The sequence below is a fragment of the Bradyrhizobium barranii subsp. apii genome (genome assembly GCF_011516635.5).
Lineage (GTDB): Bacteria > Pseudomonadota > Alphaproteobacteria > Rhizobiales > Xanthobacteraceae > Bradyrhizobium > Bradyrhizobium barranii.
In genome coordinates this window covers 226,726-243,425 of the sequence record NZ_CP096255.1, presented here as the reverse complement: position 1 = coordinate 243,425, position 16,700 = coordinate 226,726, and the positions used below count along the sequence as shown (strand labels likewise).

Genomic DNA, 16,700 nt, shown 5'->3' with positions numbered 1-16,700 from the left:
CCGGCTTGCGGCCTGCCGCTCATCGCCTCACTTGACGGCGGTCTTTTCGAACTGACGCAGCATCGTGTTGCCGCGCTCGACGGCAGCATCCAGCGCCTGCTTGGCGGTCTTCTTGCCGGCCAGCGCCTGCTCGATCTCTTCCGACCAGACGTCACGCAGCTGAACCATGTTGCCGAGGCGCAGACCGCGCGAATTGTCGGTCGGCTCCTTGTTGGTCAGCTCGATCAGCGGGGTCTCGAGATAGGGCTGATCCTTGTAGAAGCCTTCTTCCTTCGCCTTGGCGTAGGCCGCCTTGGTGATCGGCAGATAGCCCGAGGCCTTGTGGATGTAGACTTGGCGATCGGTGTCCGAGAGGAAGGTCAGGAACTTCGCCACGCCCTTGTATTCGTCGGCCGACTTGCCGCCCATCACCCAGAGCGAAGCGCCGCCGATGATCGAGTTCTGCGGCGCGCCCTTGACGTCCGGATAGTATGGCATCGGCACGGCGGTGAAGTTGAACTTGGCCTGCGCCTTGACGTTGCCGAAGAACGCCGACGAGGTCAGGTAGATCGGGCATTCGCCGGAGGTGAAGCGGCCTTCGCCGGTGTTGGTGCGGCCGGCATAGTCGTAAGTCTTGGTCTTCTGCAGCTCGACCAGGGTTTCGAGATGCTTGACCTGGAGCGGGCCGTTGAATTCCAGCACGGTGTCGAAACCGTCGAGGCCGTTGGCCTTGCTGGCGAGCGGCACGTTGTGCCAGGCGGAGAGCTGCTCGAGATTGACCCAGGTGACCCAGGAGCCCGAGAAGCCGCAGGTGTCATGACCCGCAGCCTTCAGCTTCTTGGCGGCCTCGAACGTTTCGGGCCAGGTCTTGGGGATCTCGACGTTCGCCTTCTTGAGCTCGTCGAGGTTGACCCACATGATGGTCGACGACGAGTTGAAAGGGAATGACAGCATCTCGCCCTTCGAGGTCGAGTAGTAGCCGGTGATGGCGGGCAGATAGATCTTGGGGTCGAACTTCTCGCCGGCCTCGGCCATCAGCTTGTAGACGGGTTTTACGGCGCCGGTCGCGGCCATCATGGTCGCGGTGCCGACTTCGAACACCTGCATAATGTGTGGGGCGCTGCCGGCGCGGAACGCCGCGATGCCGGCGTTCATCGTATCGGGATAGTTGCCCTTGTAGGTCGGGATCACCTTGTAGTCGGTCTGCGAGGCGTTGAAGTCGGTGGCGAGCTTGACGATGACGTCATTGTTGGCGCCGGTCATCGCGTGCCACCACTGGATTTCGGTCACGGCCCACGCCGGTGAGGCGCCAAAACCAACGGTAACAGCAAGCGCGGCAGCCGCGCCAAAGTGTCGAAGAGCCATCAAGAAACCTCCCTTGGGCCGTCAAAAAGATCGCTTGCGCTAGCAGCGCCATATGACGTTCACATGACTGTGTAAGCGGGAGAAACGAAAGCAGCAAGCGCGGCCAAATGGGAAGCCGTCAAATAGGCGAATGCCGAGCGCGCAGCCTCCTCCGTTCGCGGCGCACATGCGTGCCCGCGCCGCAGTGCGGCATTTGCTCGGGTGAGGCGGCGAGGGCGTCTAGCGCTTGCGCTCGGGGCCGCAGACGGTGCCCTTTTCGACCATCGCGTCGATCTCCGATTTGGAGTAGCCGAACTCGCCCAGCACCTCCTGGGAGTGCTGGCTGAATTTCGGCGGCAGGCGGCGCAAGCTCGGCTTGCTGCGATCGAGCCGGATCGGCGAGGCCACGCCCTTGTACCAGTCCTTCTCGATGACATCGCCGCGGGCGATCGTGTGCGGGTTGGTCAAGGCCTGGTCGATCTTCTGCACGGGACCTGCGGGCAGGCCGGCGGCGAGCAGACGATTGCACAGCGGCTCGGCCTCGTGCTGGCTGAACACGGCGGCGAGCTCGGCCCGCAGCGCCTCGCGATTGGCGATGCGGTCCTTGTTGCGGGCAAAGCGCGGATCGGTGCCCAGCTCCGGCTTGCCGATCTCCTTGGCGAGCTTGCGGAAGGTGCCGTCATTGCCGACCCCGATGAAGATGTCGTCGGTCCTGGTCGGGAAGATCGCGTAAGGCACGAGGTTGGGATGCTCGTTGCCGGTGAGCGACGGCGGCTTGCCGTGCATGAAATAATTCGCGGTGTGCGGATGCATGATGGCAAGGCCGGTCTCGTACAGCGTCGTCTCCAGGAACTGGCCCTGGCCCGAGCGCTGCCGCTCCGACAGCGCCATCAGGATGCCGATCGCCGCATAGAGGCCGGTGGTGATGTCGACCAGCGGCACGCCGATCCGCATCGGTCCGCTCTCGGGCGAACCGGTCGCCGCGATCATGCCGGTCATCGCCTGGATGATGGCGTCATAGCCGGGATTGCCGCCGCGCGGACCGTCGGCGCCGAAGCCGCAGATCCGGCAATGCACCAGGCGCGGGAATTTCTTGCTGAGCACATCGTTGCCGATGCCCCATTTCTCCAGCGTGCCCGGCTTGAAATTCTCGATCAGGACGTCGGCTGTCTCCAGCATCTTGAGCAGCACGATTCGACCGCCCTCGGAGGCGAGGTCGAGGCCGATCGAGCGCTTGTTGCGGTTGATGCCGATGAAATAGGCCGCGTCTTCGTCGTGGAAAGGAGGGCCCCAGTCGCGCACCTCGTCGCCGGCGGGCGGCTCGACCTTGATCACGTCGGCGCCGTGGTCGGCGAGGATCTGGGTGCAGTAGGGACCGCCAAGCACGCGCGTGAGATCGATGACGCGCAGTCCGCTCATTGCGCCCAAAACGGCTTCAGTCATGCCTTCGCTTCCCCTGTGTCGATGATTGATCACAGGCCTAGCGAGGTTTTTTTGCGCCAGCAATGGCTTGGTGCGTGGGGGCGTATGCGGTGCCGCCGTGCAATCCCGCAACGTGGCAAAACAACTAGACTAAAGGGAAGCGGCCGGCCCGAGGGGGATCTCGGGCCAGCCAATCCGCCGTTTGATCAGACGACCGTCAGGCGAACGTCGACATTGCCGCGCGTGGCATTGGAGTAGGGGCACACCTGGTGGGCCTTCTCGACCAGCGCCTCGGCTTCCGCCCGGGCAAGGCCCGGCAGCGAGACGGCGAGATCGATGTCGAGACCGAAGCCGCCGGCCGAGCGCGGGCCGATGCCGACGGTGGAGGTGACCGAGGCGTCAGCCGGAACCTTCGGGCCGCCCTGCGAGGCCACGAACTTCATCGCGCCGATGAAGCAGGCGGCATAGCCGGCCGCAAACAGCTGCTCGGGATTGTTGCCGGCGCCGCCTCCGCCGCCGAGTTCCTTCGGCGTGGTGAGCTTGACGTCGAGCGCGCCGTCGAGGGTCGCGGCATGGCCGTCGCGGCCGCCGGTGGCCTTTGCGCTGGTCTTGTACAGGACGTTTACCGACATTTTCGTCTCCTCAGGTCTTCGGGTTGGGGTGGAACCTACATCGCAAACAATTAGATTGCGCGCAATGGAAATTTGCATGCCTCACATTTAATTGTTCGCAATTGAATGTACGGCCGCCCGGTCCCAGAATGGAGGAAACCGCGTGAGATTCTCGATGCCCCGGAAACTATCGGCGCTGGACCCGCAGCGCCTCGACAATCAGATCTGCTTCGCGGTCTATTCGGCCGCGCATGCCTTCAACCGGGTCTACAAGCCGCTGCTCGACCGGCTCAGCCTGACCTATCCGCAATATCTGGTGATGCTGGTGCTGTGGGAGCGCGACGACGTGCCGGTGAAGGACATCGGCGAAAAGCTGTTCCTGGATTCGGGCACGCTGACGCCGCTGCTCAAGCGCCTCGAGGCCGCCCACCTCGTCAGGCGCACGCGCTCGCGCGAGGACGAACGTCAGGTGCTGATCGCGCTGACCCCGCAGGGCCACGCGTTGAAGGAAAAAGCGCGCGCCGTGCCGCAATCGATCCTGGCGGCGTCGGATTGCTCGGTCTCGGAACTGGTCGCGATGAAGGACGAGATCGTGGCGCTGCGGGATCGGTTGAATGCGGTGATCGGGGAGTAGGGGGCGGCGAGCTCAATCCTCTCGTACCTCGCCGCGAGTTTCTCTCCTCAAAGCCGCTTCTTTGCAAATGCGCGGCCCGAAGCTGATTTCAGATATTTCTCGAACGCAACAGCCTTAGCCTCATCGCTGAAAGCGATGTAGGTCTTGATGCGCCATGGGCCATACTTTGATGTATGTGGCACTTCGCCGGCGTTGTGCTTTGCGAGCCGGGCTCGCAGATCATCAGTGATGCCGATGTAGAAATGGCCGGAATCGAGGCTTTCGAGAATGTAGACGTACTTCATCCTATCCCCCGCCTTGCGCAGTGGATGGACAGTATCTCTCAGGATCAGCTTTTGCCGAGGCCCGGCTTCGCCCTTCGGGCTACGCCGCGGCAGCCTTCGCTACGATAGGGCTTGCCGAGCCGAAGCTGGCGAAGCCAGCGAAGGCTGGTGGAGCCAGGCGGGATCGAACCGCCGACCTCTTGCATGCCATGCAAGCGCTCTCCCAGCTGAGCTATGGCCCCTTAGTCTTCCAGTTGGGAGGATCCTGGTGGATCACTCCCGACCGCCGAGCCTGGTGACTCGCGCGGTGCACCCTTTTTCACAGATCAGGGCTGATCTCAAGTCTCTTCATCACCTCCGACATCACCAATGATGTCCGTGACGTCCTCATCGCCCTCTTCGTCGTCGGCGATAAAGGTCGAATCATCGTCGTCATCGTCCTCGATGGTCTCGTCGACCTCGATGTCGTCCTCGGATTCGGGCACCGCGGCCTTGACCTTGCCGGTGTTTTCCTCGGCGTCGGCCTCCTCGAGCGAGACCTCTTCGACTTCTGCCGGCTCCGGCGTGGTGTCGGCAGCCGGCGTGTGGCGAGGTTCGGCGCCGCGAGTCGCGCGGGCCGGCGCCACAGGCGCGATCGGGACGACTTCGCCGGTATAGGGCGAGATCACCGGATTCTTGTTGAGGTCATAGAACTTCTTGCCCGTGGTCGGGCAAATACGTTTGGTTCCGAGTTCGGACTTGGCCACGGCAGGAATCCTGGGAATGTCTGAAAAGCGGTGTTTCACATGGCTAGTTGGCGGCCCGCTGTCAATAGCGCATTACGGGAGAAAGACATGCCCGTGACGGCGGGCAGACCTTGTGGTACCTGCCCCGCGAGCCCCGCAGGGACGTTTCGGGCCTATCCAAGGACACAAACTTGACTGATTCCGACAAGCCGACGCCGCTTCAGTCGCGCGCGAGCGGTCCCCTGACCGGGAAAGTACGGGTCCCCGGGGACAAGTCGATCTCCCACCGCGCCCTCATCCTGGGCGCGCTCGCGGTCGGCGAGACCCGGATTTCGGGCCTGCTCGAGGGCGAGGACGTCCTCAACACCGCCAAATCCATGCAGGCGCTGGGCGCCAGGGTCGAGCGCACCGGCGATTTCGCCTGGAAGGTGAACGGCGTGGGCGTCGCCGGCTTTGCCGAGCCCAGGGCGCCGCTTGATTTCGGCAACTCCGGCACCGGCTGCCGGCTCGTCATGGGCGCCGTCGCCGGCTGCCCGATTTCGGCGGTTTTCGACGGCGATGCCTCTCTGCGCAGCCGCCCCATGCGCCGGATCCTCGATCCGCTCGAGAAGATGGGCGCCAAAGTGGTGTCCGGCGGCGAGGGCGGCCGTCTGCCGCTGACCGTCCAGGGCGCGCGCGATCCGCTGCCGATCACCTACAAGACCCCGGTCGCCTCGGCCCAGATCAAATCGGCCGTGCTGCTGGCGGGCCTGGCTGCGCCAGGCACCACCACTGTGATTGAGACTGAGGCTAGCCGCGACCATACCGAGCTGATGCTGAAGCACTTTGGCGCCGACATCACCTCCGCGCAGGAGGGTCAGCACGGCCGCCGCATCACGCTCATTGGCCAGCCCGAGTTGCATGGCGCCACCGTCGTGGTGCCCGCCGATCCCTCTTCGGCGGCCTTTCCGGTCGTCGCGGCGCTGATCGTCGAAGGCTCGGATGTCGTCCTGTCCGACGTCATGACCAATCCGCTGCGCACCGGCCTGTTCACCACGCTGCGCGAAATGGGCGCCTCGATCGAGGAAAGCCAAGTCCGCGACGATGCCGGCGAGCCGATGGCGCAGCTGCGCGTGCGCGCGTCGAAACTGCGCGGCGTCGAGGTGCCGCCGGAACGGGCGCCCTCGATGATCGACGAATATCTGGTGCTGGCGGTGGCGGCTTCCTTCGCCGAGGGCACGACGATCATGCGCGGCCTGCACGAGCTGCGCGTCAAGGAGTCCGACCGCCTGGAGGCCACCGCCGCCATGCTCCGTGTCAACGGCGTGAAGGTCGAGGTCTCCGGCGACGATCTGATCGTCGAGGGGCGCGGCCACGTCCCGGGCGGCGGGACAGTCGCCACGCACATGGATCATCGCATCGCGATGTCCGCGCTGGTGATGGGCTGCGCCTCCGACCAGCCCGTAACCGTCGACGACACCGCCTTCATCGCCACCAGTTTCCCGGACTTCATCCCGATGATGCGTTCGCTTGGGGCCGAGTTTTCATGATCATCGCCATCGACGGGCCCGCGGCCTCGGGCAAGGGGACGCTCGGCAAGCGGCTCGCCCATCATTACGGTTATCGTCATCTCGATACCGGCGTCATTTATCGCGCGGTGGCCTACGCCGTGATGGAATCCGGTCATGATCTCCGGGACGAGGCGGCTGCGGTGCAGGCTGCGCTGGAGCTTGATCCCGAAAAGTTCGGCAATCCCGCCCTGAAGACCCAGGAGGCCGGCGAGGGCGCCTCGATCGTCTCGGCGATCCCCAGGGTTCGCGAGGTCCTGCTCAATTTCCAGCGGCAATTCGCCGCCGATCCGCCCGGCGCCGTGCTCGACGGCCGGGACATTGGAACCGTGATCTGCCCCCATGCCGACGTGAAGATCTTCGTCGTGGCCGACCCCAGGGTCCGCGCCCACCGCCGGACCATGGAGGCCAAGGCGAGGGGCGAGGAGGCGGACGAGGCGGCAGTGCTCGCTGACATCATCCGGCGCGACGAGCGCGACAAGAACCGGCCGATTGCGCCCTTGAAACCGGCCCCGGATGCTTACTTGCTAGATAACTCCCAACTGGATATAGAAGGCGGCGTCCGGGCCGCCATCGACATTATCGAGGCCGTCCGAGCGGGCCGGTCGCGGGGTTAAGCCGCCGCCGTCATTGGAGGAAGCGCCCGCTCCCGCTCTTTGAGGTCGATAACCCCGGTCCCCTGTTTGGGCCCGGCGCGATCCAGGCTCCGGACCAAGATTTCCACGTATCGAACGCGCGGGCTTCAGCCGGCCCGCCTCCGCTGTTCCGCCTCCATGCCGGAGCAACGAGCGGTCGCTCGAAGGTCTTGCGGACCTTCCGACACTGCGTGTGCGATGCGCCCATGAACCCAACGGCCGGCACGACATCCGCAACTGGAGAACAAATGGCTTCGATTTCTGCTGATACCTATAGCCCGTCGCGCGACGATTTCGCCGCGATGCTCGACGAGTCCTTCGCAGGTGGCAACCTGCAGGAGAGCTCCGTCGTCAAGGGCAAGGTGGTTGCAATTGAAAAAGACATGGCCGTCATCGACGTCGGCCTGAAGACCGAGGGCCGCGTCGCCCTGCGCGAATTTTCCGGCCCCGGCCGTGAGAGCGAGATCAAGGTCGGCGACGAGGTCGAAGTGTTCCTCGATCGCATCGAGAACGCCCTCGGCGAAGCCGTGCTGTCGCGCGACAAGGCGCGCCGCGAGGAGAGCTGGGGCAAGCTCGAGAAGGCCTTCCAGAACAACGAGAAGGTCAACGGCGTCATCTTCAACCAGGTCAAGGGCGGCTTCACCGTCGACCTCGACGGTGCCGTGGCTTTCCTGCCGCGCTCGCAGGTCGACATCCGTCCGATCCGCGACGTTGCGCCGCTGATGAACAACTCGCAGCCGTTCCAGATCCTCAAGATGGATCGCCGCCGCGGCAATATCGTCGTCTCCCGCCGCACGGTGCTGGAAGAGACCCGCGCCGAGCAGCGTCAGGAGCTGGTGCAGAACCTCGAAGAGGGTCAGGTCATCGACGGCGTGGTCAAGAACATCACTGATTACGGTGCGTTCGTTGATCTCGGCGGTATCGACGGTCTGCTGCACGTCACCGACATCGCGTGGCGCCGCGTCAACCACCCGACCGAGGTGCTCTCGATCGGCCAGACTGTGAAGGTCAAGATCATCAAGATCAACCACGAGACGCACCGCATTTCGCTGGGCATGAAGCAGCTGCTGGACGATCCGTGGCAGGGCATCGAAGCCAAGTACCCGCTGGGTGCCCGCTTCACCGGCCGCGTCACCAACATCACTGACTACGGTGCGTTCGTCGAGCTCGAGCCGGGCATCGAAGGCCTGATCCACGTCTCCGAGATGTCGTGGACCAAGAAGAACATGCACCCCGGCAAGATCGTTTCGACCTCGCAGGAAGTCGAAGTGCAGGTGCTGGAAGTCGATTCCGTCAAGCGCCGCATCTCGCTCGGCCTCAAGCAGACCATGCGCAACCCCTGGGAGGTCTTCGTCGAAGGTCACCCGACCGGTTCGGTGGTCGAAGGCGAGGTCAAGAACAAGACCGAGTTCGGTCTGTTCCTGGGCCTCGAGGGCGACGTCGACGGCATGGTCCATCTCTCCGACCTCGACTGGAAGCTTCCGGGCGAGCAGGTGATCGACAACTACAAGAAGGGCGACGTGGTGAAAGCCGTGGTGCTCGATGTGGACGTCGAGAAGGAGCGTATCTCGCTCGGCATCAAGCAGCTCGAAGGCGACCCCTTCGCCGAGCCGGGCGATGTCAAGAAGGGCGCGGTCGTGACCTGCGAAGTGCTCGAAGTGAAGGAAAGCGGCATCGAGGTGAAGATCACCGGTACCGACTTCTCGACCTTCATCAAGCGTTCGGAGCTCGCCCGTGACCGCAACGACCAGCGCGCCGAGCGCTTCGCCGTCGGCGAGAAGGTCGATGCCCGCGTGATCCAGTTCGACAAGAAGGCCCGCAAGGTCCAGGTGTCGATCAAGGCGCTCGAAGTCGCCGAAGAGAAGGAAGCCATCGCGCAGTACGGCTCCTCCGATTCGGGGGCGACGCTCGGTGACATTCTCGGCACCGCGCTCAAGAACCGCGACAAGTAAGCGAAACGCCTGTTTCGCAACCATCAAAGCCCCGGCGCGAGCCGGGGCTTTTTTGTTGCGGCGGCATACCATTGTCGTCCCGGACAAGCGCAGCGAAGCGGAGCGCCGATCCGGGACCTATACCCACAGGGAGTGGTTTGACGAAGACTCGGAGTGGGCGCCTCGCGTCACACTCCTTCTTGTGGTTATGGGTCCCCGCGCCCGTGCGCAATTGCGCACTAGGCGGGGATGACATCTGAGTGCTTGGCTACCATCCGGGCTACGCCAGCCTTGTTTTCATCAAATTACGCCGCAATTGATGTATCCAGATAAGCCAATGGTCACGCTGTGACGGCACAACGCGCCCAGCCTTTCATTTGGAGATATTCCGATGTCGCTCGATTCGGACATCATCGTCGATCGCCGCAGGATTCGTCGCAAGCTGACGTTCTGGCGCGTGATGGCTGCGCTGATCGCGATCGCGGCGATTGCGGGCTTCGCGCTGATCGCAACACCCGGTGCGCGCGGCACGTTCGCATCCGCCGGCTCGATCGCGCGGGTCCAGATCGATGGCCTGATCCGCAGCGACTCCGATCGCACCCAGGCGCTGGAGCGACTGGAGAACTCGCAGGCCGCCGCCGTCATCATTCACATCAACTCACCGGGTGGCACCACCGCCGGCTCCGAGCAGCTTTACGACTCGCTTGTGAGGCTGAAGGCGAAGAAGCCGCTTGTCGTCGTGGTCGAAGGCCTCGCCGCGTCCGGCGGTTACATCACCGCGATTGCGAGCGACCACATCATTGCCCAGCAGAGCTCGCTGGTCGGTTCGATCGGCGTGCTGTTCCAGTTTCCCAACGTCACGGAGCTGCTGAAGACCGTCGGTGTGAAGGTCGAGGAGGTCAAATCCTCGCCGCTGAAGGCCGCGCCGAACGGTTTTGAGCCGACCAGCCCCGAGGCACGCGCCGCGCTCGATGCGCTGGTGAAGGATTCCTATGCCTGGTTCAAGGGATTGGTGAAGGAGCGGCGTGGCATGGATGACACGCAGCTCGAAAAAGTCGCCGATGGCCGCGTCTTCACCGGACGCCAGGCGATCGATCTCAAGCTGATCGATCAGCTCGGCGACGAGAAGACCGCCGTGACCTGGCTGGTCGAGCAGAAGGGCGTCAAGAAGGGCCTCACCGTCCGCGATTACAAGCTCCAGCCCCGCTTTGGCGATCTGCCGTTCCTTAAAACGGCTGCTGTCGTCACGCTGGAAGCGCTTGGTTTAGGCTCGATTGCGCATCAGATCGGGCAAACCGGCGTCGCGCAGGCCGTCGATCGGCTCGGAATGGATGGAATGCTGGCCCTGTGGCAGCCGGCTGCGTCAAATTGATGGAACCGGGCGAGCTTCAGAGGCTTTTCCCGTCTGGCGGGGCAGCCCGCTTTTTCGGCATTTGTCACGCAATTTCCCGACGCCCAACCTTCATTTAGCGTCTTGACAGATCACAGTATTTTCACGGAAATGGTCATCCGCACGCTTCCTGGTCCTATCTCTCGATGATCAAATCCGAACTTGTTCAGCGTATCGCCGAGCACAACCCGCATCTGTACCAGCGGGATGTCGAGAACATTGTGAATGCGATTCTCGAAGAGATCGTAGCGGCTCTCGCGCGCGGTGATCGCGTCGAGTTGCGCGGCTTCGGTGCCTTCTCGGTCAAGCATCGCCCTGCGCGCGCAGGGCGCAATCCGCGTACCGGCGCCCATGTGCCCGTCGATCAGAAGAGCGTTCCGTTCTTCAAGACCGGCAAGGAAATGCGCGAACGGCTGAACCGCGACCATCCGGATCCAGGCGCGCCAGACTGAGACCGGCGTCAGGGTTTTCCGCGGTCGCGAGCGATGCGGCCGGAAGCTTGATTCAAGGCGAGCGAAGCGAGATGCGAAAGTTCCTGACCGCGCTGATCGTGATTCCGTTAGGCCTGATCCTGGTGACCTTTGCCGTCGCCAACCGGCATTTCGTCACGGTCTCATTCGATCCCTTCATTACGAACGACCCGTCATTCTCGGTGACGTTGCCGCTGTTCCTGCTCCTCATCCTGGTGGCGGCCCTCGGGGTCCTCGCGGGCGGCTGTGCTGTCTGGTTCGGCCAGCGGCGCTGGCGCCGCGCGGCGCGCCGGAATGATGCGGAGGCACGGGCTGCCAGGACCGAATTGGCCGATCTGCGGGCCCAGGCGGCCGCAGCGAAGCCCCAGCCCCAGCGCCTCCCCGTTCCCTCCGGGGTTGGCCTTTACGGGCCCATCGGGCGAGACAAGCAGCGCGCGACGTTGTAGAAGCGGCCGCAACCGAAAACCCGGTTTTCCGGCCGCAGACCCGCGGCCTTCACCTGCTTTGAGACCATGTCCCTGCTCGTTAAAATCTGCGGCCTGTCCACGCGCGAGACGCTCGAAACAGCGCTCGATGCCGGCGCCGACATGGTGGGGTTCGTGTTCTTTCCGCCGTCGCCGCGGCACGTCTCTCTGGAGCTTGGCCGCGACCTCGGCCGCCAGGTGAAGCGGCGCGCGCTCAAGGTCGCGCTCACGGTCGATGCCGATGACGCCACGCTCGACAACATCATGGACGCGCTGTCGCCGGATATCCTTCAGCTCCATGGCAAGGAGAGCGTCGCGCGCCTGCGCGACATCAAGCAGCGGTTCGGCCGCCCGGTGATGAAAGCGGTGCCGGTCGCAACCGCCGCCGATCTCGCCGTGCTGCCTGGCTACACAGAGGTTGCCGATCGCATCCTGTTCGACGCGCGTGCGCCAAAGGACGCGACACGTCCCGGCGGCCTCGGCGCCGCCTTCGATTGGCATCTGCTCGAAAACCTGGAACTCAAGCTGCCGTATATGGTCTCGGGCGGACTTGATGCCCACAACGTCGCCGAGGCCCTTCGGGTCACGGGCGCCGGCGGCGTCGACGTTTCCTCCGGTGTCGAGAGCGCCTCCGGCGTCAAGGATCCCGAGATGATCAAGGCCTTCATTCGCGCTGCGCGCGCCACCCAAGATGCAAGTACAAGAGTTGAGCGTTCGATGAACATCGCCAAACCAAATTCCTACCGCAGCGGTCCCGATGACCGCGGGCACTTCGGCATTTTCGGCGGCCGCTTCGTCGCCGAAACCCTGATGCCGCTGATCCTGGATCTGGAGAAGGCCTACACCGCGGCCAAGGCCGATCCGGCGTTCCAGGCCGAGATGAACGGCTATCTCAAGAACTATGTCGGCCGGCCCTCGCCGCTCTATTTCGCCGAGCGCCTCACCGAGCAGCTCGGCGGCGCCAAGATTTACCTCAAGCGCGAGGAGCTCAACCACACCGGCTCGCACAAGGTCAACAACGTGCTCGGCCAGATCATGCTGGCACGGCGCATGGGCAAGAAGCGCATCATCGCCGAGACCGGCGCCGGCCAGCATGGCGTTGCCACCGCGACGCTGTGCGCGCGTTTCGGCCTGGAATGCGTGGTCTATATGGGCGCCGTCGACGTCGAGCGGCAGCAGCCCAACGTCATCCGCATGGAGATGCTGGGCGCAACGGTGGTCCCGGTGCAGTCGGGCACGCGCACGTTGAAGGACGCCATGAACGAGGCGCTGCGCGACTGGGTCACCAACGTGCACAACACGTTCTATTGCATCGGCACGGTGGCGGGCCCGCATCCCTATCCGACGCTGGTGCGCGACTTCCAGTCGATCATCGGCAACGAGACCAAGACGCAGATGCAGGAGGTCGAGGGACGCCTGCCGGATTCGCTGGTCGCCTGCATCGGCGGCGGCTCGAACGCGATGGGCCTGTTCCATCCGTTCCTCGACGATCCCTCCGTCGAAATTTTTGGCGTCGAAGCCGCCGGTCATGGGCTCACGCAACTGCACGCGGCCTCGATCGCGGGCGGTCGTCCCGGCGTGCTGCACGGCAACCGCACCTATCTCTTGATGGATGCGGACGGCCAGATCCAGGACGCGCATTCGATCTCCGCCGGCCTCGACTATCCCGGCATCGGTCCCGAGCATTCCTGGCTGCACGAGATCGGCCGCGTCAACTATCTCTCCGCGACCGACGACGAGGCGCTCGCAGCATTCCAATTGCTGTCGCGGCTGGAAGGCATCATCCCCGCGCTCGAGCCCGCGCATGCCATCGCCAAGGTGATGGAGCTCGCGCCGAAGCGGCCGAGAGATCACCTGATGGTCGTCAATCTCTCCGGCCGCGGCGACAAGGACGTCCCGCAGGTCGGCGACATCCTGAGGGGCAAGAGCAAGTGACCACGCGTATCGACACCCGTTTCGCCGAGCTGAAGAAAGCGGGCCGCTCGGCCTTCGTCACCTATGTGATGGCCGGCGATCCCGATCTCGCGACGTCGCTCGATATCGTCAAGGCGCTGCCCAAGGCAGGCGCCGACGTCATCGAACTCGGCATTCCCTTCACCGATCCGATGGCCGATGGTCCCTCGATTCAGGCTGCAGGTCTGCGCGCGCTCAAGAACGGCATGACGTTGAAGAAGACGCTGGAACTGGTGCGCGACTTCCGCAAGGACGACAACGTCACGCCGCTGGTGCTGATGGGGTATTACAATCCGATCTACATTTACGGCGTCGACAAGTTTTTGGCCGATGCCAAGACGGCTGGCGTTGACGGCCTGATCATCGTCGATTTGCCGCCGGAGGAAGACGACGAGCTCTGCATTCCCGCGCTGAAGGCGGGCCTGAACTTCATTCGCCTCGCGACCCCGACCACCGACGACAAGCGCCTGCCCGCGGTGCTCGCGAACACATCAGGCTTTGTCTACTACGTCTCTATCGCCGGCATTACCGGTGCCGCGGCGGCGGACGCGAATGCCGTCGGTGAAGCTGTCGCGCGCATCAAGCGGCATACCAAGCTGCCGATCTGCGTTGGTTTTGGCATCCGCACGCCAGAGGCGGCGCGCGCCATTGCCGAGAAGGCCGATGGTTCGGTGGTCGGCACGGCACTGGTCGATGCACTCAAGAACAGCCTCGATGCCGAGGGTCGCGCGACCGCCAAAACCGTTAACGCCGTGGCCGAGCTGACGGCGGCCCTGGCCCAGGGTGTCAAGGGCGCGAAAGCTGCGGCCGAATAGGCCATAATTCCGCTTTGGGGGCGGGCGAACACGGCGGCTTGCCGGGCAGAGGCCCGCCCGCCATATATCCTTCAGGCGGCCCTTCCGCGGGGCCCGCACATCGGAGCAAACCATGAACTGGCTTACCAATGTGGTCCGGCCGAAGATCCGCAACATGCTGCGGCGGGAGACGCCGGAGAATCTGTGGATCAAGTGCCCGGATTCCGGACAGCTCGTGTTCTACAAGGACGTCGAGGCCAACCAGTTCGTCATCCCCGGCTCGAACTACCACATGCGCATGGGCGCGGTGGCGCGTCTGAAGTCGATCTTCGACAACGAGACCTGGTACGACGTTGCGCTGCCCGACGTCACGCCCGATCCACTCAAGTTCCGTGACGAGAAAAAGTACGTCGACCGCATCAAGGATGCCCGCGCGCGCACCAATCTGAACGACGCGATCAAGGTCGGCTATGGCAAGCTCGAAGGCGCCGCCGTCGTCGTCGCCGTGCAGGATTTCGATTTCATGGGCGGCTCGCTCGGCATGGCTGCGGGCGAAGCCATCGTGCGCGGGCTGGAGCTCGCGGTCGAGAAGAAGTCGCCCTTCATCGTGTTCGCCGCATCCGGCGGCGCGCGCATGCAGGAAGGCATCCTGTCGCTGATGCAGATGCCGCGCACCACGGTTGCCGTGCAGATGCTGCGTGAAGCAAAACAGCCTTACATCGTCGTGCTGACCAACCCGACCACCGGCGGCGTCACCGCGTCCTACGCGATGTTGGGTGACGTGCAGATCGCCGAGCCCGGCGCGCTGATCGGTTTCGCCGGCGCGCGCGTGATCGAGCAGACCATCCGCGAGAAATTGCCGGAAGGCTTCCAGCGTGCCGAATATCTGAAGGATCACGGCATGGTCGACATGGTCGTGCATCGTCACGAACTGCGCCCGACCCTGGCGCGGCTCTGCCGCCTGCTGACCAAGGCGCCGGCGCAGGAAGGCGCATCGAAATCGGTGCAGCCGGTCGTCAGTCCGGCGCAGATCGTCTCGGCCGCCGAGACGGCGCCGGCCGCGCCGCACGCGTGAACGCGTCCTCTGACAGCGCAAAGCCGCCGCTCGGTGAATTGATCGGGCGGCTGTCGGCCCTGCATCAGAAGCGCATCGATCTCGGGCTCGAGCGGATGCACCGGCTGCTTGAGCGGCTCGACCACCCTGAACGCAAGCTACCGCCGGTGATCCACATCGCCGGCACCAACGGCAAGGGCTCGACGCTCGCTTATCTGCGCGCGACGCTGGAGGCCGCCGGCCTGCGCGTCCACGCCTACACCTCGCCCTATCTCGTCCGCATCAACGAATGTTTTCGTCTGGGCCGTGTCGGCGGCGGGGTGCTCGTCGGCGACGATGAATTGCGCGCGGCGCTGGAAGAGGTCGAGCGGGTCAATGCCGGCGAAGCCGCGACCGTGTTCGAGCTGAAGACCGCGGCTGCCTTCCATCTGTTCGCGCAGAACCCTGCCGATGTCGTGCTGCTCGAGGTCGGCCTCGGCGGTCGGCTCGATTCGACCAATGTGGTCGACACACCGGCAGCCTGCGTGATTACGCCCATCAGCATGGACCACATGGATTTCCTCGGCGATACGCTGACCTCCATCGCCGGCGAGAAGGCGGCGATCATCAAGCGCGGCGTGCCCGTGATTTGCGCCGAGCAGACGGGCGAAGCGGTGGCCGTGATCGAGGCGCAGGCCAGGCGCATGCGCGCGCCGCTGTTCGCCGCGAACGAAAGCTGGCACGTCAATGTCGAGCATGGACGCCTGGTCTATTCCGACGATCGCGGCCTGATGGATCTGGCGGCGCCGCGCCTGTTCGGCCGTCACCAGTTCGACAATGCCGGCCTTGCGATAGCGACGCTGCGCGCGATTCCGGCTTTCAAGATCAATCAGGCGGCCTTCGAGGCAGGCATCGTCGGCGCCGAATGGCCGGCGCGGATGCAGCGCATCACCTCGGGCGAGCTGCTCGCGCTCGGACCGCAGGGCTCGGAGATCTGGCTCGACGGCGGCCACAATGCCGAAGGCGGGCGCGTTGCAGCAGCCGCGCTCGGCGATCTCGAAGAGCGGGTCTCGCGGCCGCTGGTCGTGATCGCGGGCATGATGGCCAACAAGGACGCGCAAGGTTTTCTCGCCAATTTCGCCGGCCTGACCCGTCATATCATCGCGGTGCCGATCCCCGACACCGAAAATGCAATGCCGGTCGACCGCCTCGCGGATGCCGCGCGCAGCCTCGGCATGCGCGTCGAGACCGCGCCCGGCATCGAAGCCGCGCTGCGCGGCTTGGCGAAGCTCGCCTACGAGGTGCCACCGCGCATCCTGATCACCGGCTCGCTTTATCTTGCCGGCCACGTGCTGGGCATCAACGGCACGCCTCCTGCATAGTCTCTTGTCCCGGACGCGCTGCAACGCGTAAGCGTTGCTGCGCAGAGCCGGGACCCAGAGGCCACATGGGCCCCGGCTCTGCGGCGCACCGTACTCGACGATGCTTCGCATCGCGAGGGAAGC

16 protein-coding genes, 1 tRNA gene and 1 pseudogene are annotated in these 16,700 nt (G+C 64.4%); 12 read left to right on the top strand and 6 right to left on the bottom strand.

Annotation, left to right across the window (positions count from 1 at the left end; all coding sequences use genetic code 11):
* Positions 1-27: 27 nt before the first annotated feature.
* The 3 genes from ugpB to HAP41_RS01125 all read right to left on the bottom strand — a co-directional run bounded on the left by ugpB (position 28) and on the right by HAP41_RS01125 (position 3,377).
* Complete coding sequence (gene ugpB, locus HAP41_RS01135) at positions 28-1,344, bottom strand: sn-glycerol-3-phosphate ABC transporter substrate-binding protein UgpB (RefSeq protein ID WP_166063839.1); 1,317 nt, start codon at positions 1,342-1,344, stop codon at positions 28-30.
* A gap of 219 nt (positions 1,345-1,563) precedes the next feature.
* Positions 1,564-2,766: a CaiB/BaiF CoA transferase family protein gene (locus HAP41_RS01130; protein WP_166063840.1), complete on the bottom strand. Its 1,203-nt coding sequence runs from the start codon at positions 2,764-2,766 to the stop codon at positions 1,564-1,566.
* A 185-nt stretch (positions 2,767-2,951) separates the two neighbouring features.
* Positions 2,952-3,377, bottom strand: a complete 426-nt coding sequence (locus tag HAP41_RS01125; protein WP_014490914.1) for an organic hydroperoxide resistance protein — start codon at positions 3,375-3,377, stop codon at positions 2,952-2,954.
* A 154-nt stretch (positions 3,378-3,531) separates the two neighbouring features.
* Between HAP41_RS01125 and HAP41_RS01120 the strand changes: the two genes are divergently transcribed.
* Positions 3,532-3,990: a MarR family winged helix-turn-helix transcriptional regulator gene (locus HAP41_RS01120; protein ID WP_166063841.1), complete on the top strand. Its 459-nt coding sequence runs from the start codon at positions 3,532-3,534 to the stop codon at positions 3,988-3,990.
* Positions 3,991-4,037: 47 nt separating this feature from the next.
* Here the strand turns inward: HAP41_RS01120 and HAP41_RS01115 are convergent, their stop codons facing one another.
* The 3 genes from HAP41_RS01115 to HAP41_RS01105 form a co-directional block, all read right to left on the bottom strand.
* Entirely contained in the window at positions 4,038-4,274 is a 237-nt protein-coding gene (locus HAP41_RS01115) for a GIY-YIG nuclease family protein (RefSeq protein ID WP_166063842.1), read from the bottom strand.
* A gap of 145 nt (positions 4,275-4,419) precedes the next feature.
* Positions 4,420-4,495 (bottom strand) — tRNA-Ala (locus tag HAP41_RS01110).
* A 96-nt stretch (positions 4,496-4,591) separates the two neighbouring features.
* Positions 4,592-4,999, bottom strand: coding sequence for a TIGR02300 family protein (locus tag HAP41_RS01105; RefSeq protein ID WP_063980175.1), 408 nt, complete (start codon positions 4,997-4,999; stop codon positions 4,592-4,594).
* Positions 5,000-5,169: 170 nt separating this feature from the next.
* Here HAP41_RS01105 and aroA point away from each other — a divergent pair, with 170 nt between their 5' ends.
* The 11 genes and pseudogenes from aroA to HAP41_RS01050 all read left to right on the top strand — a co-directional run bounded on the left by aroA (position 5,170) and on the right by HAP41_RS01050 (position 16,577).
* Positions 5,170-6,507, top strand: a complete 1,338-nt coding sequence (gene aroA / locus HAP41_RS01100; RefSeq protein ID WP_166063843.1) for a 3-phosphoshikimate 1-carboxyvinyltransferase — start codon at positions 5,170-5,172, stop codon at positions 6,505-6,507.
* Positions 6,504-7,142, top strand: coding sequence for a (d)CMP kinase (cmk, locus tag HAP41_RS01095; protein WP_028149796.1), 639 nt, complete (start codon positions 6,504-6,506; stop codon positions 7,140-7,142). The genes aroA and cmk overlap by 4 nt, the downstream gene beginning before the upstream one ends.
* 266 nt (positions 7,143-7,408) lie before the next feature.
* The gene (gene rpsA, locus HAP41_RS01090; protein WP_063980172.1) at positions 7,409-9,112 is read left to right on the top strand and encodes a 30S ribosomal protein S1; all 1,704 of its coding nucleotides are present in this window, start codon (positions 7,409-7,411) and stop codon (positions 9,110-9,112) included.
* 370 nt (positions 9,113-9,482) lie between these two features.
* Positions 9,483-10,463, top strand: coding sequence for a signal peptide peptidase SppA (sppA, locus tag HAP41_RS01085; protein ID WP_028149797.1), 981 nt, complete (start codon positions 9,483-9,485; stop codon positions 10,461-10,463).
* 164 nt (positions 10,464-10,627) lie between these two features.
* On the top strand, positions 10,628-10,933 hold the full coding sequence (locus HAP41_RS01080; RefSeq protein WP_007598410.1) for an integration host factor subunit beta: 306 nt from the start codon (positions 10,628-10,630) through the stop codon (positions 10,931-10,933).
* Between the two features lie 71 nt (positions 10,934-11,004).
* Positions 11,005-11,397 carry a lipopolysaccharide assembly protein LapA domain-containing protein gene (locus HAP41_RS01075; protein ID WP_071917042.1) on the top strand — a complete coding sequence of 131 codons (393 nt, stop codon included), beginning with the start codon at positions 11,005-11,007 and terminating at the stop codon, positions 11,395-11,397.
* A gap of 66 nt (positions 11,398-11,463) precedes the next feature.
* Positions 11,464-12,051: pseudogene (locus HAP41_RS01070) on the top strand (phosphoribosylanthranilate isomerase); the annotation flags it as partial.
* Between the two features lie 81 nt (positions 12,052-12,132).
* Entirely contained in the window at positions 12,133-13,350 is a 1,218-nt protein-coding gene (trpB, locus tag HAP41_RS01065; RefSeq protein ID WP_208068521.1) for a tryptophan synthase subunit beta, read from the top strand.
* Complete coding sequence (gene trpA, locus HAP41_RS01060) at positions 13,347-14,183, top strand: tryptophan synthase subunit alpha (protein WP_166063845.1); 837 nt, start codon at positions 13,347-13,349, stop codon at positions 14,181-14,183. The genes trpB and trpA overlap by 4 nt, the downstream gene beginning before the upstream one ends.
* 112 nt (positions 14,184-14,295) lie before the next feature.
* Positions 14,296-15,237, top strand: a complete 942-nt coding sequence (accD, locus tag HAP41_RS01055; protein ID WP_028149802.1) for an acetyl-CoA carboxylase, carboxyltransferase subunit beta — start codon at positions 14,296-14,298, stop codon at positions 15,235-15,237.
* The gene (locus tag HAP41_RS01050; RefSeq protein WP_166063846.1) at positions 15,234-16,577 is read left to right on the top strand and encodes a bifunctional folylpolyglutamate synthase/dihydrofolate synthase; all 1,344 of its coding nucleotides are present in this window, start codon (positions 15,234-15,236) and stop codon (positions 16,575-16,577) included. Before accD ends, HAP41_RS01050 begins: the two co-directional genes overlap by 4 nt.
* Positions 16,578-16,700 lie beyond the last annotated feature (123 nt).